17 protein-coding genes are annotated in these 20830 nt (G+C 60.2%); 7 read left to right on the top strand and 10 right to left on the bottom strand.

Going from position 1 to position 20830, the window contains the following annotated elements:
• Positions 1-11: 11 nt before the first annotated feature.
• Entirely contained in the window at positions 12-1553 is a 1542-nt protein-coding gene (locus IB245_RS12350) for an alkaline phosphatase D family protein (RefSeq protein WP_192227708.1), read from the bottom strand.
• Between the two features lie 514 nt (positions 1554-2067).
• Between IB245_RS12350 and IB245_RS12345 the strand changes: the two genes are divergently transcribed.
• The 4 genes from IB245_RS12345 to IB245_RS12330 all read left to right on the top strand — a co-directional run bounded on the left by IB245_RS12345 (position 2068) and on the right by IB245_RS12330 (position 4524).
• A complete protein-coding gene (locus IB245_RS12345; RefSeq protein ID WP_192227707.1) occupies positions 2068-2367 on the top strand; it encodes a hypothetical protein in 300 nt (99 codons plus the stop codon).
• 251 nt (positions 2368-2618) lie between these two features.
• Entirely contained in the window at positions 2619-3989 is a 1371-nt protein-coding gene (locus tag IB245_RS12340) for an S-type pyocin domain-containing protein (protein ID WP_225609871.1), read from the top strand.
• On the top strand, positions 3986-4237 hold the full coding sequence (locus tag IB245_RS12335; RefSeq protein ID WP_192227706.1) for a bacteriocin immunity protein: 252 nt from the start codon (positions 3986-3988) through the stop codon (positions 4235-4237). Before IB245_RS12340 ends, IB245_RS12335 begins: the two co-directional genes overlap by 4 nt.
• On the top strand, positions 4234-4524 hold the full coding sequence (locus tag IB245_RS12330) for a bacteriocin immunity protein (RefSeq protein WP_318652966.1): 291 nt from the start codon (positions 4234-4236) through the stop codon (positions 4522-4524). The genes IB245_RS12335 and IB245_RS12330 overlap by 4 nt, the downstream gene beginning before the upstream one ends.
• A gap of 230 nt (positions 4525-4754) precedes the next feature.
• On the opposite strand, the gene IB245_RS12325 is transcribed toward IB245_RS12330, so the two are convergent.
• From IB245_RS12325 to ptsP, 3 genes are read right to left on the bottom strand one after another with little or no spacing between them, the layout of a single operon-like run.
• Positions 4755-6494, bottom strand: coding sequence for a PTS fructose-like transporter subunit IIB (locus IB245_RS12325; RefSeq protein WP_192227704.1), 1740 nt, complete (start codon positions 6492-6494; stop codon positions 4755-4757).
• A gap of 11 nt (positions 6495-6505) precedes the next feature.
• Positions 6506-7447, bottom strand: a complete 942-nt coding sequence (gene pfkB, locus IB245_RS12320) for a 1-phosphofructokinase (protein WP_192227703.1) — start codon at positions 7445-7447, stop codon at positions 6506-6508.
• Entirely contained in the window at positions 7447-10308 is a 2862-nt protein-coding gene (gene ptsP, locus IB245_RS12315) for a phosphoenolpyruvate--protein phosphotransferase (protein WP_192227702.1), read from the bottom strand. The genes pfkB and ptsP overlap by 1 nt, the downstream gene beginning before the upstream one ends.
• Before the next feature lie 282 nt (positions 10309-10590).
• On the opposite strand from ptsP, the gene cra reads away from it, so the two are divergent.
• On the top strand, positions 10591-11586 hold the full coding sequence (cra, locus tag IB245_RS12310) for a catabolite repressor/activator (protein ID WP_008036238.1): 996 nt from the start codon (positions 10591-10593) through the stop codon (positions 11584-11586).
• A gap of 3 nt (positions 11587-11589) precedes the next feature.
• Complete coding sequence (locus IB245_RS12305) at positions 11590-12366, top strand: TatD family hydrolase (RefSeq protein WP_192227701.1); 777 nt, start codon at positions 11590-11592, stop codon at positions 12364-12366.
• On the opposite strand, the gene IB245_RS12300 is transcribed toward IB245_RS12305, so the two are convergent.
• The 5 genes from IB245_RS12300 to IB245_RS12280 all read right to left on the bottom strand — a co-directional run bounded on the left by IB245_RS12300 (position 12367) and on the right by IB245_RS12280 (position 18937).
• Positions 12367-12756 (bottom strand): hypothetical protein, encoded by a 390-nt coding sequence (locus IB245_RS12300; protein ID WP_192227700.1) that lies wholly within the window; start codon positions 12754-12756, stop codon positions 12367-12369. It abuts the gene before it with no gap.
• Positions 12757-12996: 240 nt separating this feature from the next.
• Complete coding sequence (locus IB245_RS12295) at positions 12997-15027, bottom strand: methyl-accepting chemotaxis protein (RefSeq protein ID WP_192227699.1); 2031 nt, start codon at positions 15025-15027, stop codon at positions 12997-12999.
• A gap of 241 nt (positions 15028-15268) precedes the next feature.
• Positions 15269-16105, bottom strand: coding sequence for a regulatory signaling modulator protein AmpE (gene ampE, locus IB245_RS12290; RefSeq protein ID WP_192227698.1), 837 nt, complete (start codon positions 16103-16105; stop codon positions 15269-15271).
• Positions 16102-16662: a 1,6-anhydro-N-acetylmuramyl-L-alanine amidase AmpD gene (ampD, locus tag IB245_RS12285; RefSeq protein WP_192227697.1), complete on the bottom strand. Its 561-nt coding sequence runs from the start codon at positions 16660-16662 to the stop codon at positions 16102-16104. Before ampD ends, ampE begins: the two co-directional genes overlap by 4 nt.
• Before the next feature lie 64 nt (positions 16663-16726).
• Positions 16727-18937, bottom strand: a complete 2211-nt coding sequence (locus IB245_RS12280; RefSeq protein ID WP_192227696.1) for a DUF1631 domain-containing protein — start codon at positions 18935-18937, stop codon at positions 16727-16729.
• A gap of 360 nt (positions 18938-19297) precedes the next feature.
• Here IB245_RS12280 and nadC point away from each other — a divergent pair, with 360 nt between their 5' ends.
• Positions 19298-20146: a carboxylating nicotinate-nucleotide diphosphorylase gene (gene nadC / locus IB245_RS12275; RefSeq protein WP_008024450.1), complete on the top strand. Its 849-nt coding sequence runs from the start codon at positions 19298-19300 to the stop codon at positions 20144-20146.
• A gap of 105 nt (positions 20147-20251) precedes the next feature.
• On the opposite strand, the gene IB245_RS12270 is transcribed toward nadC, so the two are convergent.
• On the bottom strand, positions 20252-20557 hold the full coding sequence (locus IB245_RS12270) for a DUF6388 family protein (protein WP_008024451.1): 306 nt from the start codon (positions 20555-20557) through the stop codon (positions 20252-20254).
• Positions 20558-20830 lie beyond the last annotated feature (273 nt).

Below are 20830 nucleotides of genomic sequence, written 5' to 3'. Positions count from 1 at the left end.
TCGGCTACGTCTCACACCGGCTGCAACTTCTGCTCAAACACACTGACCCCATCCAGATCCCGCAACACCACACTCATCTCCCCCGTCGCCCCCTCAATATTCACCTCGCCAAAAAACTGAAACCCGGCAAACGGCGACATGTTCTGCGCCGGCGGTGCTTTCTCGAACACCACTTCAGGCCCGAAGGTTTTATCCAGCGGATTAGGCCCGAAGCTCCCCGCGTTCAACGGTCCGGCAACAAACTCCCAGAACGGTTCGAAATCCTGGAACGCGGCACGATCCGGATGGTAGTGATGCGCCGCGCAGTAATGCACATCCGCCGTCAGGAACACGAAATTGCGCACCTGTTGCGCCCGCAGAAAACCAAGCAGTTCGGCAATTTCCAGCTCACGCCCCTGGGCCGCGCCCGGATCACCGTTGGCCACCGCTTCCCAGCGCGCCACGCCGGGGCTGACTTCACCGTCCGGTACGCCGAGGCCGATCGGCATGTCGGCGGCAATGACTTTCCACTGGGCGCTGGAGGCTTTCAATTCACGCTTGAGCCAGTCCAGCTGTTCACGCCCGAGAAAGGGTTTGGCTGCACCGAGGTTGTCATCATTGGCCTCGCGATAGCTGCGCATGTCGAGCACAAACACATCCAGCATCGGCCCATAACCGAGCTTGCGATAGATCCGCCCGCCGTTATCCGCGCTCTGCAACCGCATAGGCGCATATTCCAGCCACGCCTGACGTGCGCGGCCTACCAGGCTGTGGATATCCTTGCTCTGGTAACGCTCATCCAGTTGCTTGCCCGGCGACCAGTTGTTGACCACTTCGTGGTCGTCCCACTGCCAGATCTGCGGCACTTCGGCGTTGAAGCGACGGACGTTTTCGTCCATCAGGTTGTAGCGGTAATTGCCGCGATACTCGTCGAGGGTTTCGGCGACTTTGCTCTTGGCGTCGCTGGTGATGTTGCGCCACACGCGGCCACTTTCAGTCACAAGCTGTGCCGGCACCGGGCCGTCGGCGTAGATGGTGTCGCCACTGTGGATAAAGAAGTCCGGCAGGCGCAAACGCATGGCTTCGTAGATGCGCATGCCACCGATGTCCGGGTTGATGCCGTAGCCCTGGCCAACGGTATCGCCGCTCCAGACGAAACGGATGTCGCGCCGGGTTTGCGGCACGCTGCGCAAGTGGCCAAACCAGGGTTCGCTGGTGACACCGCTCTGGGCGTCTTCGAAATGCACGCGATAGAAAATCGCCTGATCGGCGGGCAGACCGGTGAGCTCGACCCGCGCGGTGAAATCGCTACGGGCATCAGCCAGCGACGAAACAAAACGCCGAGGGTTGGTGAACAGGCTACGGGTGTCCCATTCCACCACCATCCGCGCCGCACGATCGCTGCGGCTCCAGACCATCGCCCGGTCGCCCAGAACGTCGCCGGACTGCACGCCATCGGTGAGTTGCGGCCGATCCTTGACCGAGGCAATCACCGCCGGCGCAAGACCGGGAAGCAGAATCCCGGCGCCGACTGCTTGCATGACACGACGGCGACCGAGGTTGAATTCGCTCATGGTGTTCTCCCTGAAAAAGGAAAACTAAAGCATGGCCGTGTGAACCGGGCATGACACAAAATCCACCAACACCACAAATCCCTGTAGGAGCCGAGCTTGCTCGCGAAGACGGTTTAACATTCACCAACGATGCCAACAGTTACACCGCCTTCGCGAGCAAGCTCTGCTCCTACAGGATCTGCGTCGCTCTCCCACACAGGTGGAAATGATCACCGTGAGGCACACAACTTTTCAAGACGTTTCCTACAACGTATCTTGTTGCCGCGTTTCGGTATCGACTCCATAGTTCGTGCTCGCGGAAAACACCCGCGAACGACCTTGGCCGGTCGACCACACCAAACGCATCAGCGTCATTGTTTAGGCATTTTCATGTCTGGATGTCGTGTTATGGCAGCTGTGCGCGGGACACCTTAGGGTGTGCCGGGGTTGGGTGTGCCGGTCGGCCAACCCGCACACAGCTGCCACCTTTTTCGCTTGGCCGCGAACGGTGGTAGCTCTATTTGGAGTTACACCTATGTTCCAAGTCATGCCGCGCTACCTCCCCATCGATACCTACGACGCCGAAACACCGGTGCTCTTCGTCAACACCCACAAAGAACTCAGTGAACTCACCGCCTGCGCCATGCATCGCTTCACCGTGGTTCGCGATTTGGCAGACACGCTGACCAGCCTGAATCTGAAAAACATTTCCGACTGTGATCTGACGCGGGTCACCCGCGCCGTGCATCTGCTGATGCGTGAAGGCTGTGCGGTGCTGGATGTGGTTCAGGCGCGGGCATCGCAGCGGGAGAATGAGTACAAAGCCACGATTTAGCGGTGTTGCCGCCGGCCCCATCGCGGGCAAGCCCGCTCCCACAGTGTTCGATGCCGTACACAAGATTTGTGTTCAACGCCAAACCCTGTGGGAGCGTGGCTGGCCCGCGAAGAACGATAACGCGGACTTACTGACTCACCACCACAGCACCCGGCAACACCATGAAATAGGAAATTTCAGCACCGCTTTTAGGAAACGTCCTAACGCCTACGCCTGAGCGTCCCGGATAGGGTTGAGGCAAACCCGGCTACATGCCGGGATTGTCCAAGGACGAAAAAGAAGCGCTGATGAAAAAGCTCGGTTTCCCGGAAACCCCGGACTATCTGCCCGCCCCAAGACAACTCCCCACGACGGAGGAAGTGCAAGCCTTCCAGGATGCTGGCGCAGCGGTATCCGCCAAGAACGAACGGCATGAACTGGACGCCAATGCCCGTTGGGAGGTCCGTCGAAAAACACGACAAAACGCTCTCGACACAACGTCCGATTCGCACTTCAAAGGTTGCGTGTTCGCCAAAAGCTGCAACCTCCCGGACGGTGTCATCAATCACAACAACCACGCCGGTTATGTCCCCGTCGAGAAACTGGCTGACTACGGGTTGTGGGCGGTACTGGGCACCGGCGCGGCGATTACCGCCGAAGGCACACCGCTTGAATGGGTGGCCGGCTCGGCGACGGGCAACGCCTTTGCCCAACGTCTCGGTGGTTCGCTCGCCCTATCGCTGACGGGTTCGGTGGTGGCGACCGGGGCAGCCGTCGGGACAGTGGCGCTGCTAATGCCCAACACCCGCCTTTCGCCCGACAGCGCCTTCTACAAAAACGAGCAATACGCAGCACTGGAGGCGGGACGCACCCGTGTACGCGTCAACGTAAAGGTCTTGCCGGACAACGCCATCAGCGCTTACGGCTTCTACACCGGCGGAAAAAAAGACTGGGAGTTTGTCCCCGTCATCAAGGCCCGAAAGGACGGCGAGCAGTTCATCGCCGACCTCGGCAACGGCATTGGCCTGACCTGGACACCCGCCGCCAATCCTGACGACGCCCCAACTGTCCCCGCCCTGGAAGGCGCCCCGCCACTGCCGACGATATGGGTGTACCCGCCCACGGAACAGGCCGACAAGATACTGGAGAACCCGGAGCATCCTCCCGAGTACCAGGATGCAATTATCTGGTTCCCGGCGGATGCCGGGCTTGAGCCGATCTACATTGTGCTCAATGCACGGTATGAGCCGGGCGGTGTCACGGGGGTGGGTGAAGATGTTGCGGGGGTTTGGCTGGCGGGGGCCAGTACTGGGCAGGGTTCGCCCATTCCAACACGCATTGCGGATGTGCTTCGGGGGCAAAAATTCAGAGACTTTGATGCATTCAGGAAGGCGTTTTGGACTGCGGTGGGAAATGATGCCGAGCTACTTGGCCAGTTCAAGGCCAGCAACCAAAGTTTCGTTCTGGGTGGCAACTCCCCGTTTGCCCCCAAGACCGGGCGTAACGGAGGAAACGCTCGTTATGAACTGCATCACATTGAACAGATCCAGCATGGAGGTGCTGTTTTCGATATTGATAACCTTCGCGTAATGACACCCAAACAACACGCAACAACCCACAAGGAAGACCGGCAGAAACCATGAAAAACAAAATCGGTGAATACACAGAGAGCGAGTTCGTGGCTTTGCTTCAGAGCATCATCAGCCACGACGGAACGGAAAAAGAGATTGACACATTGGTGTTCCACTTTGAAAAAATCAGTGAACATCCATCAGGGTCAGATCTGATTTTTTACCCGGAAGACGGCGCTGACGACTCGGCAGAAGGTATCACTCGCACACTCAAGGAATGGCGCGCCACTCAAGGTTTGCCGGGGTTCAAAGTCGAGTGACTTTTGCCATCGAGCCACAATTGACCGCCCTTGAAAAAAAATTTGCTGATTTCACCGAAGCAGAGTTTATTCAGCTCATGCAGGAAATCCGGGCCGCGAACCAGACTGCACCGGACGAGATTCTCGATCCTTTGCTGAAACAGTTTTGCGAGATTACAGAGCATCCTGACGGAACCGATCTCATTTACTACCCTGAAGCTGGTGCGGACAACTCAAATGAAGGCATCACGCAGACTGTGAAGCAGTGGCGTGCAGCCCAAGGCCTGCCCGGATTCAAGGAGAAATGAGGCATGGGCATCCTGACTCCGAAAACAAACCAGCCCCACTGTGGGAGCGAGAGCGGTTTAGCATTCAGGAACTATGTTGGCTGGGAAGCCGCTATCGCGAGCAAGCTTGCTCCTACAGGTCCGTGTCGTTCATGCATTTTGTGATCGACTCACACCTGTAGGAGCCGGCTTGCTGGCGATGGCGATTTCAAGACCGATATCGCCAGCAAGCTGGCTCCTACAAAGGTGGATTATGCGTTGACGGGTTCTATTGCCAACTCGGCAACCTCAGGCCGCTTGACCACCGCATAAACCACCGCCGTCAGCAGACTCCCGGCCACAATCGCCAGCAAATACAACAACGCATGGTTGATCGCATTCGGGATCGCCAACACAAACAATCCACCGTGCGGCGCCATCAGTTTGCAGCCGAAGTACATCGACAGCGCACCGGTCAGCGCGCCACCGGCAATGCTTGCCGGAATCACCCGCAGCGGGTCCTTGGCGGCAAACGGAATCGCGCCTTCGGAGATGAAGCACAGCCCCAGCACCAACGCCGCTTTACCCGCCTCGCGTTCAGTCTGGGCAAACTTGCGCCGGGCAATGAACGTGGCAATGCCCAGGCCAATCGGCGGCACCATCCCGGCGGCCATGGTCGCGGCCATCGGCGCGTAACTCTGGGACGCCAATAGCCCCACCGAGAAGGCATAAGCGGCTTTGTTGATCGGCCCGCCCAAGTCGACGCACATCATCCCGCCCAACAACACGCCGAGCAGGATCGCGTTGGTGGTGCCCATGCTGTCGAGGAAATGCGTGAGCCCGGTGAGCATCCCGGCCACCGGTTTACCGACCACGTAGATCATCACCAACCCGGTGAACAGACTCGCCAGCAACGGGATGATCAGGATCGGTTTCAACGCTTCAAGGCTTTGCGGCAATCGCGCGTAACGGTTGATCGCTTGCGCCGCGTAACCGGCGATGAAACCGGCAATGATCCCGCCGATGAAACCGGCACCCAACGTGCTCGCCAGCAAGCCGCCAATCATCCCCGGCGCCAGGCCCGGACGGTCGGCAATCGAGTAGGCGATGTAGCCCGCCAGCAGCGGCACCATCAGCTTGAACGCGGTCTCGCCGCCGATCTGCATCAGCGCAGCGGCGAGTGTGCCTTCTTCCTTGAACGCGGTGATGCCGAACACGAACGACAAAGCAATCATCAGACCGCCCGCCACCACCATCGGCAGCATGAACGACACGCCGGTCAGCAGGTGTTTGTAGATGCCGGTCTTCTCTTGTTTGGCCGGGCCTTTGGCGCCGGTCGCGGCACTTTCCTGCTTGCCTTCGGCCAGCGCTTTATTCAGCGTCGCTTCGGCTTGCTTCAAGGCGATGCCCGTACCGCAACGGTAGATTTTCTTGCCGGCAAAACGCTCGGTCGCGACTTCGATATCGCAGGCCAGCAGCACCACGTCCGCGTCGGCAATCGCTGCCGCGCTCAACGGATTGCGCGCACCGACCGAGCCCTGGGTTTCGATCTGCAGGTCATAGCCCAATCGCTTGGCCGCCTGCTGCAAGGCTTCAGCGGCCATGAAAGTATGAGCAACGCCGGTCGGGCACGCGGTGATCGCGACCAGGCGCGGGGCGCTTTTGGTAACGGCTGCAGGTTCGACGGTGACTTCGGCTGCGGCGTAAACCTGCGCTTCTTCGGCACCGCGTCGCAGCACCGCTTCGACATCTTGCAGGGCGTGGGCCGGGGTGCTTTGGAACACACGCTTGCCGACGAATCGCGACATATCCACTGGTGCGCTGGTGACCAGCAACACCCACTCGGCAGCCTCGATCGTGGCCGCCGACAACTGGCGTTCCGGGTGCGCCACATCCACCACTTCGACACTGGTGCTCCAGCCCTGACGCTGCGCCGCGGCATCGAGCAAACGGGCGCACAGCACGCTGGTGACCATGCCGTTGGGGCAAGCCGTAACGATGGCTAACTTCATGACAAACCCTCTTATTGTTCTGTCAGGGGGCGCACGCGCACACCCTGTTCGAGCCGCGCCAACTGCGCCGCATCGCCGATACCGAAACCGATCTGCGTGACCGCCATCGCCGCAATCGCCGTGGCGGTGCGCAGGGTCTGTTCCGGCGTATCGGGCTTAAGCAAACCGTGAAGCACGCCGGCCAGCAACGAATCCCCTGCGCCTACCGTGCTGGCGACGCTGACCTTGGGCGGCGTGGCGTGCAGCGCCGAACCGACACTGAACCAGTTCACACCGTCGGCACCGTGGGAAATCACCACGTGCTCGATGCCTTGGGCATGCAAACGGCTCGCGGCTTCGGCTTGAGCCGCAACCGAAACAACCTCGCAGCCGAGCACTTCGGCCAGCTCTTCGGTGTTCGGTTTGATCAGCCACGGACCGGCCTTGAGCGCCGCCCGCAATGCTTCGCCACTGGTATCGAGCGCGACGTTCAAGCCGAGGTTTTTCAAGCGCTGTACCAACGCCTGCAACCATTCAGGACTGACGCCTTGCGGCAGGCTGCCGGCCACGACAACCGAGTCATGCCCCGGGGCAATCTGATCCAGTCGATCAAGCAACGCCTGCTGCGCCGCTTCACTGACCTTGGGTCCTGGACCGTTGATGTCGGTGATGCGCCCGTCGCTTTCCGCCAGTTTGAGGTTGCTGCGGGTCTCACCGGGAACGCGGATAAACGCGTCGACAAAACCGCGTTTGGCGAACAGGGTTTCGAACGCCTGAAGGTTGTCCTCGCCGAGAAAGCCGCTGACGGTGAGCGAATGCCCGAGGTCTGCCAGCACCTGCGCCACGTTCACGCCTTTACCGGCGGCGTGGGTGTGCATCTCGTCGCTGCGATTGACCTGGCCGGGCTCAAGGCGCGGCAACTGCACCGTCAGGTCCAGCGCCGGGTTGAGTGTCAGGGTCAGGATCTTGGCCATTACAGGGCCTCCACTAATGCGCGCACTTCATTGGCGCTGCCCACGGCCAGCGCCTGTCGGGCAAGGGTTTGAGTCTGGGTCTGGCTGAGTTCGCGGATGCGCGCCTTGACCTCGGCAATGCTGCGGCCCGACACGCTCAACTCGTCTACACCGAGGCCGACCAGCACCGGCACCGCCAGCGGATCGGCCGCCAGTTCGCCGCACACACCAACCCATTTGCCATGGGCATGGGCCGCGCGCACGGTGATGTCGATCAGTTGCAGCACCGCCGGGTGCAAGCCGTCAGCCTGGGCCGACAAGGTCGGATGACCGCGGTCGATGGCCAGGGTGTATTGCGTGAGATCGTTGGTGCCGACGCTGAAGAAATCGACCTCTTTGGCCAAAACCGGCGCCAGCAGTGCGGCCGATGGCACTTCGATCATGATCCCCAGTTGCAGGTCCGCCACGGGGATTTCCAGGCGCAAGCGCTCGGTCATGTCCCGCGCCTGACGCCACTCGTCAACGCTGCCGACCATCGGGAACATGATGCGCAGCGGGCGGTTGTCAGCGGCCCGCAGCAAGGCGCGCAATTGCGCTTCCATGATGTGCGGACGCTGCAAGGTCAGGCGAATGCCGCGCACGCCGAGGAACGGGTTTTCTTCTTTCGCAATCGGCCAATACGGCAGCGGCTTGTCGCCGCCAACGTCGAGGGTGCGCACCACCAGTGGCCGACCGGCGAGGCCATCGAGCACACGACGGTATTCGACTTCCTGAGTCGCTTCGTCCGGCGCCTGCGAGTGGGCCATGAAAATCAGTTCGGTGCGCAGCAGGCCAATGCCTTCGGCACCCTGCTCCACGGCGCTGGTGACGCCCGCGCTTTCGCCGATGTTGGCGAACACTTCGACCGCATGGCCGTCGGTGGTCAGCGCCGGTTGATGACGTTGTTCGGCCGCGGCTTTCAAGCGTTGCTCGCGGGTGTCACGCTCTTCGGTGGCGCGCTGCAAGGTCGCCGCATCGGCGTCCACGTGCAGGCGACCGCGCTGGCCATCGAGCAGCAACGGTGTGCCCGGCGCCAGCAGCAACACCGCGGCACCTGCGCCGACCAATGCCGGAATGCCCAGCGCACGGGCGACGATGGCACTGTGCGCGGTGGCGCCACCACGGGCGGTGAGAATGCCGGCGACTCGGGTCGGATCGAGACGTGCCACGTCGGAAGGACCGACTTCATCCATTACCAGAATGTACGGTTGATCGGGTTCGCTCGGGGTTTCGACGCCGCTCAGTTGCGCCAGCACGCGACGGCCGATATCGCGCAAGTCCGCCGCACGCTCGGCAAGCAATGCATCCTGCAGCGATTCCTGTTGTTTCGCCGCTGCTTCGATCACCGCCATCCACGCCGCTTCGGCGCTTTCGCCCTGCTTGAGGCGCGTCTCGACTTCATCGGTCAGTTCCGGGTCGTCGAGCATTTCCTGATGGGTGATGAAGATTTCGCGAATGGCTTTGGCCTTGCTGCGTTCGATCAAGCCTTCGATGTCGTGACGCACGTGCGCCAGCGCTTGTTTAAGACGCTCGCGCTCAATGACGGCGGACTCGCCGCGCAGCGGGTATTCGATGGTTTGCAGCACTTGGATATGCGCCGGACCGATGGCGATGCCCGGTGCGGCGGGGATCGCCTGAACCAGGCTGCCGGACGCAGGGGCGAGCAGCACTTCGGCCACCTCGGTGATCACTTCGCGCTGCGGGCTCACGGCAGGCAAAGGCTCGACTTCTTCACCCAGCCCCTCTTCGATTGCCGCCAACAACGCCGGCAAGGCATCGGCGGCGATGCTCGGCTCGGCGATAAATTCCAGCACCTGACCGCGACGGGCGCCGAGGCTGAGCAGTTTGCTCAAGCTTTTCACCGACACCGCGCTGTCTTGGCCATCGACGATGCGCACACGAATTTCGCCTTCAAAACTCTTCGCCAGTTGCGCGAGGATCTTCGCCGGGCGCGCATGCAAACCGTGGGCATTGGCCAGCGCAATGCGTGCGCTCGGCCAGTCCGCCGGCAGTTCACCGCCGAGCACTTCGAGGACTTTTCGGCTGCTGGTGGCGCGTCCCAGTTCATGGCCACGGCCTTCGATCAGCAACGCGCAAAGGCGTTCGAGCAACGCCTGGTGCGCCTCGCCCAAGCTGGCCAGACAGAACAGACCGCTGAGCGGCTGGCCTAGGTAGCGCATCGGTTTGTCCGGCGTGACAAACGCCAAGCCCGGACGCTTCACCGTTTGCTCGCTGTGCAACCACCACAAACCGTCGCCCAGCGGCAACGCGTCGACTTGCTGCAAAACCGCAGAAAAACCATTGCTCACACAATCCGCCTGACGTAGCAAACGGGCACCGCGCCAGACCAGTTCTTCGAAGTCATCGGCCGACACCCCGAGACCGATCATCTGCGCATCCAGCGCCAGTTCCTGCGGCGCGCCTTGCAGCAGTTTCAGCAACGCTTCGGCAGAACTGGCGCGACGCAGGGCCTGGCCCAGATCGGTTTCGCCAAGGGCGCGGGTCAGCAATTGCAACAGGCGCAAATGTTCATCGGATTTGGCCGCAATGCCGATCGCCAGGTAGACGATCTGACCATCGCCCCAATCCACGCCTTCGGGAAACTGCATCAGCCGCACGCCAGTGGAAAACACCTGATCGCGGGTTTGCGGCGTACCGTGGGGGATGGCAATACCTTGACCGAGAAAGGTCGAGCCCTGGGCTTCACGCGCCTGCAAACCGGCGAGATAACCTTCGGCGACCAGGCCGTCGTTGACCAGATGCTGCGCCAACAAATGCAGTGCTGCGGACTTGTCCACGGCCGACTGGCCCATGGAAATCTGCTCTAGAGTGAGCTCGAGCATGCTTTCTCCTTTTTGGCACCTTGAGGCGCCAGGTATTGTTTTGAATGAGTCAGCTTAGGCGCTTAATCATCACTTTTGGCGGTTTCGCGGCAGAACCGGCCAAATGCACCTGATGCGTAGAAAATACGCTTGCTGAAACGTTTAATCTAGAATGATTGGCACGTTACTCGATAATGTCCCATCCTTGAAGTCCAACTTGTCGGATATGTTGCAACAATAGTCCCCTGCCTGAATCGGGTAGGATTGGCGAAAGTATCGGCCGAAAAACAAGGAAATCCCGAGTTGAAACTCAGTGATATCGCCCAACTGGCCGGTGTGTCCGTGACCACCGCCAGTTATGTCATCAACGGCAAGGCGGAACAGCAACGCATCAGCAGTGCCACCGTCGAGCGCGTGCGCGCGGTTGTTGAAGAACATGGCTTTACGCCCAATCCGCAAGCGGCCGGGCTGCGCAGTCGGCACACCCGCACGCTGGGTTTCATTCTGCCGGACCTGGAAAACCCCAGTTACGCACGTATCGCCAAGCTGCTGGAGCAAGGTGCCCGGGCCCGCGGTTATCAGTTGCTGATCGCCAGTTCCGACGATGCGCCGGACAGCGAACGACAACTGCTGCAACTGTTCCGCGCCCGGCGCTGCGACGCGTTGATCGTCGCCAGTTGCCTGCCGTCCGGCGACGACAGTTACCGCCAGTTGCAAGCCAAAGGCATCCCAATCATCGCCATCGACCGGGTCATGGAGCCCGAGCATTTCTGCTCGGTGATCAGTGATGATCGTGAAGCCAGCCTGCAACTGACGCGCAGCCTGCTCGATCCATTGCCCAAGCAGATCGCCCTGATCGGCGCGCGCCCCGAACTGAGCATCAGTCAGGAACGGGCCGCCGGTTTCAAGGAAGCGCTGGCCGGGTTCAAAGGCGAGATCCTCATCGAACACGGCGAATCGTTCAGCCGTGAGTACGGCAAGCAACTGATGGAAGAAATGCTTCAGCGCCTGGGGCATTTGCCGGACGCGCTGGTGACCACTTCCTACGTGCTGCTCCAGGGTGTGTTCGACGCCTTGCACGACTTCCCGTTGAAAAACCGCCCGCTGCGCCTCGGCACATTCGGCGACACGCAGTTGCTGGACTTTCTGCCGCTGCCGGTCAACGCCATGGCCCAGCAACACCAGTTGATCGCCGACAAAGCGCTGGAACTGGCCCTCGCCGCCATCGAGCAGTCCGATTACCAGCCCGGTGTGCAAGCCATTGCGCGGACCTTCAAGCAGCGTATTCGCCAGGACTGAACCGTGGAGCTGATCGACAGCCACACTCATCTGGATTTTCCGGACTTCGACGAGGATCGTCAGGCGCTGCTCGCCGAGAGCCGCGCCCTCGGCGTGCGGCGGATGGTGGTGCTGGGGGTTTATCAGGCCAATTGGCAGCGGGTCTGGGATCTGGTGCAAAGCGATCCCGATCTGTACGCGGCGTTCGGTTTGCACCCGGTGTATCTGGACGAGCATCGGCCTGAGGACCTACGCGAACTCGCCGAGTGGCTGACCCGCCTGGCCGGTCACCGACAACTGTGCGCGGTGGGCGAGATTGGCCTGGATTACTTCATCGAAACCCTCGACCGCGAACGCCAGCAGACGTTGTTCGACGCGCAACTGCAACTGGCGGCGGACTTCAATCTGCCGGCTTTGATTCACGTGCGACGCAGCCATGCAGCGGTGATTGCCACGCTCAAGCGCTTCAAGTTGAAACGCGCGGGGATTATTCACGCCTTCGCCGGCAGCAAGGAAGAGGCCCGCGAGTACATCAGGCTCGGCTTCAAACTGGGCCTGGGTGGCGCGGCGACCTGGCCGCAGGCGTTGCGCATGCACCGGGTGCTTGCCGAGTTGCCGTTGGAGTCTGTGGTGCTGGAAACCGACTCACCGGACATGGCCCCCGCCATGTTTCCCGGTCAACGCAACAGCCCGGCGCATTTGCCGGCGATCTGCTCGGCGCTGGCTGACATCATGGCGATCAGCCCCGAGCAGTTGGCGGCTGCCAGCACGGCCAATGCGTGTGAGTTGTTCAACTGGTAATCAGTCGGCGTGAGCCTTGGCCGCTTCCAGAATCAGCGTCATGTGTTGTCGGTGACGGGCGAACCGGATAACCGCGAAGTAGACCAGAATCGCGATCAACGAAAAATTCAGCTGCTCGACCACGCTGAGCATCCCCACCCATTCCATCACTAATGCCACCAGCAACGCGGTGCATACCATCACCAGCGTGCTCGCCCGCAGCATCGCGAGTGAGTCGAGGGACTTGATGCGCCTGATCTGTTTCGGGTCGCTCAGTTGCAAGGCTTTGTGACAGTGGGAACAGGCGAAGGCTTCATGGATGGCAATGGCGTTGAGTTGCCAGGGTTCGAGCAGGAGTGTGCATCCGCAATGAGCACAATGGCCCTGGATTCCAGTTGTAGCGAAGGACATAACCGAGCCTCCTCAGAGTAGGTCAGGGTTGTGGATCATCCCTCATTGAAGACCAAAAACCAGACTACGGAGAGAAACAGGAAAATCCTGACGTTGAGAGGCAACAATTCTTACAGACCCCATCCAAATCTTGTGGGAGCGGGCTTGCTCGCGAAAACGTCCTGTCAGACAACATCAATGGCGACTGACACACCGCTTTCGCGAGCAAGCCCGCTCCCACATTTGATCCGGTTTATGCCATCAAACCCGGAACGCGCTGATCAACTGCTTGAGCTCCACCACCTGCGCCGACAACGCCCGGCTGGCGTCCTCGGTCTGGTGCGCACCTTCGGCGGTGCGTTCGCCAGCCCGGTTGATCTCGACGATGTTCTGGTCAATGTCGTGGGCCACGGCGGTCTGCTGCTCTACGGCGGCCGCAATCTGCTGGTTCTGATCGACGATCATGCCGACAGCGCCAAGGATGTTTTCCAGCGCCTGCTGGACCTTTTCCGACTGCCCCACCGTGCCGTTGGCCATTTGATGACTGGTGCCCATGGCCTTCACCGCGGCACCGACACCGCTGTGCAGTTTGGCGATCATCTGTTCGATTTCTTCGGTCGATTGCTGGGTGCGTTTGGCCAGGGTCCGGACCTCGTCCGCCACCACCGCAAAACCACGCCCCTGCTCGCCTGCCCTCGCAGCTTCGATAGCGGCGTTGAGCGCCAGCAGGTTGGTCTGTTCGGCGATGCTTTTGATCACTTCCAGCACGCGGCTGATGGACTGGCTGTCGCTGGCCAGTTGATTGATCACCAGCACCGACTGATCGATCTCGCTGGCCAGCGCAGCGATGCTGCCCTGCTGAGACTCCACCAACCCGCGACCGCTGATGGTTTCGTCATTGACGCTGTGAGCGCTGCTGACCGCCGCGGCGGCGCTGCGGGCCACCTCCAGTGAGGTGGCCGACATTTGGTTCATCGCCGTGGCGACCTGTTCGATCTGCGTGCGTTGCCCCGCAACAGCCTGGTTGCTCTGGGCTGACACGTTCTCGACCTGACCGGCCTGACGCTCGACTTCCCCGACCGTTTGGCCGACACGCTCGATCAAGTCATGGATTTTCTTCACCGTGCCGTTGAACACCTCGCCCAACTCGCCCAGCTCATCACGGCTGTTGGCGTTGAAGGTCACGGTCATGTCGCCGGCCGCGACCTTGTCCATCATCGCGCCAAGGCGCTTGAGGGTGGTGCGGGTCGAGGCGTAGAAGCCGCCGTAGAGATAAAAAATCAACACAAACACCACCGACAGCGCCACGGCCTGCAAGACCATGTGCGTGCGGTTCTGGCTCAGTCGTTGTTGCAATTGGGTGTCGAGGAATTTCAGGGTGGCTTCGTTGAGTTGGTAAGTCTGATCCATCAGACCGCTGACCTGATCGTAGAAGGCCAGCCACGGCGCATCGAGGGTGTCGGCCATCACCACCTGCTCTTCGAACAGTTCACTGGCTTTTTTCAGCGACGCCTTGCTGCTCTCGGCCTGCGCCGCCAGGGTTTCACGTGCCGCCTTGCTCGACCCCAGCGCATCCTGCAACTTCAGACCGTACTCGGCTTGCAGCTTTTCAATCTGCACCAGCAATTCATCGAAGCGGGTGCTCGAAGACGAATTGAGAAACCCTTGCCCCAGCGAGTAAGAACCCATGGCGCGGCCATCGCCCAACGTCTGGGTGACGGGCGGTGTGACATTGGTGATGAGTTCGGTGAGCTGACGCATGTCGCTCTGATTGTCACGGCTCAAACCCGCCTGGCTGGCGATGATCTGGCTGAAAATCTGTGCATTGCCAAGCAACTTGCCGATCAGCGCACTTTTGCTTTGCAGGGAGTTTTCCGTTTGCTGGGCCTTGAACGCGGTGATCATTTCGTCGCGCTTGCCATCGAAAACGGTGATCAGTTCCGGATCGGTGGTCATCGCAGTCAGCCCTTGCAGGCGGGCCAGAACGTTTTGCTCCAGGGATGTGATCTGGGATTCGAGATTACCGGCCTTGCCGGACTGGCCAAGGATGACGTTGATCTGCACCAGGTTGTTCAGGGTTTCCAGGTCGCGTCGAAGCGACAGGCTGCTGCCCAGCAGGTCGAGGCTCTGCAGTTCCACCCGGGTGCCCTGGAATTCGCGATAGGAATCACGCACCAGATAAAAGTTGGTCACCAGCATGGGCACCAGGAACAGAACGCTGATCAGGCTGAACTTCATGCCGAAGCTCAGGCGATTCATTAGCGCGACGGCGGGATAGAGCAAGCTCTTCACTGGAAGTCTCCCTTGGGTTTCTTATTTTTATTGGCAGGCACAGACAAGCAGCAGATAGCCACTATTGAGTGCTATCTCTGTATAGCTTAAATCGACGGGAGGTTTTGTAACTTAAGGTTAACGGCAGCCTCGGATCCTGTAGGAGCGAAGCTTGCTCGCGAAAGCGGTGGGTCAGGCGTGTTCAATGTGAATGACACACCGCTTTCGCGAGCAAGCTTCGCTCCTACAGAGAGGATTGTGTTTAGGGGAAGACTGTCCACAGCGCGAAACCGGCGTACCAGAGCACCGCCGCACGCAGCAACAGCTCCCAGATCCGGTCGAGGCTGTTGATGCCATCGGGCCCGACCACCGGCGCAGGAATTTCACCGGCCACCAGCCCGACCTTCTCGATCAATTGGGCGGCACTGATGTTCCAGTTCAGCAGTTCGCTCAGCATCACCCGACTGACGGCGACAAAATTGCCGACCAGCGCAAAACTCGCCGCCAACAGACGCACCGGCACCCAATCGAAGGCGTGACGCAGTTGTGCGGCACGCTCGACGACGGCCGGGTTCTGCCCGTGTTCTTCGGCGAGGGCCAGCAGTCGATAGCTCAGCGCCGCCACCGGACCCAGCAGGAAGTACCAGAAAATCACCGCAAAAAAGCTCTGGTACGCCTCCCAGAGCAGATGCCCCTCGACCCGTTCCAGCAGTTGCTCGCCGTTTTCGGCACAAATGTCCAGGTCACGTTTTGCCACATGAGCGGCAGCTTGCAGGTCTTCCCGGCGCCAGGCATCGCGAAACGGTCCGAGATCGGCCAGCAGATCACCGCGCCCCAGGCTATAAATCACCACCAGCAAATGCACCGGCAGCGCCAACAGACCGTAAGCGACCGGCTCCAGCACCACCAGCAGCAACCCCAGCAATGCCACCGGCAGCAGCACCAGAATCAGCAAAATCAACCACGGACGATTGACCAGACGCGGGTTGACTTCAAGCTTGTGCAACTCGGCCACCCAACCGCCATCACGTTGAACCCGATGGCGCAGGGCCGAGAACTTCTCGATCCAGACCGCCAACAGCAACACCAGAAAACTCATTGTGGTTCCTCTTTGGCCAGGGCCGCGCGATAACGCGCCCAGTCGAACGCAGGTCCGGGATCCGTCTTGCGCCCCGGCGCGATGTCGCTATGCCCGCAGATGCGCTGCGCGGTGATGCCCGTAAAAGCGCTTTGCAGTTGCAAGGTCAGGGCCGTCAACGCGTCATATTGAGCTTCGGTGAACGGCAGATCATCCGTGCCTTCAAGCTCGATGCCCACGGAAAAATCGTTACAGGTTTCCCGGCCGTCGAAACACGACACACCGGCATGCCAGGCGCGTTCAAGACAAGAGACAAACTGAGTGACGGTGCCGTCACGCTCAATCAGAAAATGCGCAGACACCCGTAGGCCAGCGATCCCTTCAAAGTAGGGATGCTCTGTGACATCCAGCCGGTTCTGGAAAAATTCCTGCACCTTGCCGGTGGCAAACTGCGCCGGCGGCAGACTGATGTTGTGGATCACCAGCAGGGAAATTTCGCCCGTGGGGCGCGCATTGAAGTTGGGTGAAGGGCAAACGTTCACGCCCTGACACCAACCGCTCGCGGGGTCCAACTGCATACAGGTTCCTTCAACGACGACTGTGTTGGTGCCCAGTATGCCGCGATAGACCCTCGGCGCGCGATCACTTGCCGCGATTGAGCCGCCGCAGGTTGCCGACCACCGACTCCAGGGCCCGATCGAACAGCAAGGTGTCGTCGAGGGTGCGCACCGCGCCACGACGGAAATCCAGTGCCAGCCCGGTACGGCTGCGCTCCAGCACTTTCATGCCGGTGCGGTTGACGAAAATGTACTTGCCCGTGGCTTCGATGATCGCGGCGAGCTTGCAGCGCAGGGTGTTTTCCTCGTCTTCCTGAAACTCGACCCAGCAACCCGCGTGCAACTGATCGACTTGAAGCAGGCCCGGATCATCCGCCGGCAAGCGCACCGAGGCCGTTTCGACTGGTCCTTCGTCGGCGGTGAGCAGCACGATTTCTTCGCGCACTTCAACCATCAGCGGCGCATCGGCTGGACGGGTGGCGGCCGGTGCCTGGTCCGCTCGTTCGAACAGTTGAACGTGCAAGCCTTCCAGCTCGCTGAAAAACTCTCCGGTGGCGAACGGATCGAACGCCGAACTGCTCAACCCGTCGCGCAAGGACTTGAGCAACCCCGGCACCAGCGCCAACAGGCGCAGGCTTGCGTCAGCGTCGTCATGGCGCTGCACGCTCCAGATCAATTGCTCCATGGTTTGCACATCCGCATGCCACTCGGCGGACTGATCGCCGTGCTTGAGGCAGGTCAGCAGCAGCACCTGGCTCCAGGCGTCCTGAACAAACGCCACCACCCGTTGCGGCAGCACTTTGCCCAACAACGCCTGATTCAACGCCAGCTCGACACGTTGCCGGGCCAGTTCGGTTTTGGCGCGGCCCTCTTCGGCGTCGCGGGTACGCTGCTCCAACAAATCGCTGCGACGACGCTCGTCGCTGGTAAACGCCAGAAAATCCGCCAGCAATTCGGAGAAGATCGCCGGATCGTCGACAAAGTCGTTCAACAAACGCTGCACCACTTGCTCGATGCGCAGGTACAGGCTGTCGCGCTCGTGGTCATCGCACTCGCCCCAGCCCAGGGCCGCGGCGGCGATTTCGTTGAGCAGACGACGGGCCGGGTGACTGCTGCGGCTGAAGAAACTCTTGTCGATCACCGCCACTTTCAGCATCGGGATCTGCAAGCGCCCGATCAGCGCCTTGAGAGAATCCGGCAGATTGCGGTCATCGAGGATGCATTCGAAAAGCATGGCAATCAGGTTGATCACATCTTCGTCAGCGACGCCGACCACACGCGACTTGCCGCTTTTGACGCTGACCCGGGTCAGCAGTTGCTCAAGCTGGTTTCGCAGGTCGAATTCGTCCTGGACCGCCGGAGCCGGCACGTACTGCTGCAAGTGCGAGAGCAGCCGCAGCAGGTCGCGGGTGGATATCGGTTGCGTCTGAGCACTGGTTTCCAGCGTTGGCGCGACACTGCCACGCACGTGGAGCAGCAATTCCTGCAATGCCGCGAACACTTCCTGCACGCTGTCGTCGATTGGCGTGCTGTCCCAACGGTTGCCAGCCTCGTCGGGCTCGGCACGAACACTGGCCTGCGCACGATCAATGGCACGCCGATTCGGGGCCGGCTTCAGGTCGGGCAATATGCCGGTGGCGATCAAGATCTGATTGGCTTCGGTGTAGAGCTGATCGGCATCACTGAGCACATAACGCTCGAAAAGCTTGAGGATGATCAACTTGACCTTGATCTCGACCCCCAGGTTACGCCCGGCCTGCATGAAATACTCACAGAGCATCGCCGGGCCCAGGGGATTGCGCGTAGTCACCAGCTGCTTGCCCAGCAACGTGCTGAGCCGGGCGGTCAATTGATCAAGCGCAAAACCGTCGCGGCTCAGCACTTTATTGACCATGGCCTCGACCGCCACGCGACGTTCCAGCTCATCACCGGACTGTTGCGCCTGAATATCGAGGGTCAATGCCGGCGGCAAGGTCGTCTGAATACTGCCTGCGAGACCGACAAACGCTTCGAAGAACTGTTCAAGAAACGCCCGCTCGATATTTTTGCGCTTGAGGCGCAAGTCGCGCATGGCTTCAAAAAAGATGTTCTGCTCGACGTCATTGCGGGCCCGGTCAGCCATTTCGAACAGCGTGTCGTCCGCGTTATCGAACAGCTCCTGCAGAGCATGCCGGAGCTGTTGAGCGGCCTTGTCGCGAACCTGAAGCAGAATCACAGGCAGGCGGGCGAGCGGCGAGTGACTCGCCTGATCGGTAGTTGCCTTGTGCAAAGGCACTACATTCCCGTCGTTGTGCATCCTGGCCTCCTGAAACGGTGATGCTTCGGTTCGGTTGGAAAGATCGAGTGCGCCAGCCTCACAGCCGCGCGCAACAGAAGACAATGCCCGCCCGCTGTCATTCAATAATCGGCGAACCAAAGACACGTCAAAGTCATGACGTCAAATGCAAGGCGCATTATCTTGCAAAAGATGTCCCGTATGCCAGCAGACTCTGTGTTTCTCTTTGATATAGACGCCCGCAAAGGACCGCTGCCGAACCCCGATGGCTCAAGAGAATCGACCAAATGCAGGTTCCAGAACGACCGGAAGGTCTCGCGCGCCTTGGGTTGCCCCGCGCCATGGCCCTATAATCGAGCCACTTTGTTTGTGGAGTCCGTTATGCCGAATCTACGTCTCGCCGATCTGACCGCCGAAATCGAAGCCAACGTACGCCGTGCGTTGCGCGAAGACATCGGCAGCGGCGACATCACCGCGCAGCTGATCCCAGCCGAACGCCTGGCCAAAGCCACCATCATCACGCGCGACGCCGCGGTCATCGCCGGCACCGCTTGGGTTGACGCGGTTTTCCGACAACTGGACCCACGAGTTGCCGTGCATTGGCAGGTGGCCGATGGCGAACGGGTGAAGCCCAATCAAGTGCTGTTCCACCTTGAAGGCCCTGCCCGCTCGCTGCTCACAGGCGAGCGCAGTGCGCTGAATTTCCTGCAATTGCTCTCCGGCGTGGCCACTCGTGCGCAATACCTGGCGGATTTCGTCGCCGAGACGCAGGTGAAGCTGCTCGACACCCGCAAAACCCTGCCGGGTCTGCGCCTGGCGCAAAAGTACGCCGTGACCTGCGGCGGCTGCCACAACCACCGCATCGGCCTGTACGACGCCTTCCTGATCAAGGAAAACCACATTGCTGCCAGCGGCGGCATCCCTGAAGCGATCAACGCCGCGCACAAGATCGCCCCGGGCAAACCGGTGGAGATCGAAGTGGAAAGCCTGGCGGAGCTGAAGGAAGCGCTTGCGGCGGGTGCCGACATCATCATGCTCGACGAGTTGAGCCTGGATGACATGCGCGAGGCCGTGCGCCTGAATGGCGGCAAGGCAAAACTGGAAGCCAGCGGCGGCATCAACGAAAGCACGCTGCTGCCGATCGCCGAAACCGGGGTGGATTACATTTCGATTGGTGCGATGACCAAGGACGTGAAGGCTGTCGATCTGTCGATGCGACTCAGCCTCTGAAATTTCCTGAACGACATGAAACTGTAGTAGCCGGCTTGCTGGCGATCCAGGCGACGCGGTTTACCCGTTACGCCGCCTTCGCCAGCAAGCCGGCTCCTACATGGGTCAGACCACCAGATTATTCATCTCGCAGTACTCTTCCCACTCGACGCCCAATACCTCGGCCGCCTCTTTGTGCAGCACCAGTCGCGCCGCTTCAAACTCTTCCGGGCTCGAGGTGTACTTGAGCGTCAGCTCCCATGGCTGCAGGCCCTGGGCTTCTGCTTCATCCTCGAACGCCCATTGAATCTGGTCTTTCTGATCGTCGGCGGGCAAGTCCTTGATCTCTTCCAGCAGTTGGGGCGCGTCCAGCACGTACTTCTTCAGCGCTTCTTCGTGCCTGGCTTCCTGGGTCAATTCTTTAACGGTCATGTCGTTCTCGCTGATCGGGGGAATGGAAGATGGATCTGGATCATCAAGGATCTCTCTGACGCAAAAAACCGTGTGAAGCCCGGTTTGTCTGGCCTTCAGAACCATTCGTGGATCATTTGAAAACTGCAGGGTGATGCTCGTGCAATATCCGAATATAGGACGTTTGGAAGACGATTTATATGGACTTTTACATCAAATCTACAAAAAAAATGCCGAGCGGTTTTTCTGAAAATATTCCCTCGCCACACAGGAACAACCTTCAAAAAGCAAAGT

Origin of the sequence: Pseudomonas sp. PDM02, from assembly GCF_014852285.1 — a bacterium.
Taxonomy (GTDB): Bacteria; Pseudomonadota; Gammaproteobacteria; order Pseudomonadales; family Pseudomonadaceae; genus Aquipseudomonas; species Aquipseudomonas migulae.
This window is presented reverse-complemented; position numbering and strand designations above follow the sequence as displayed.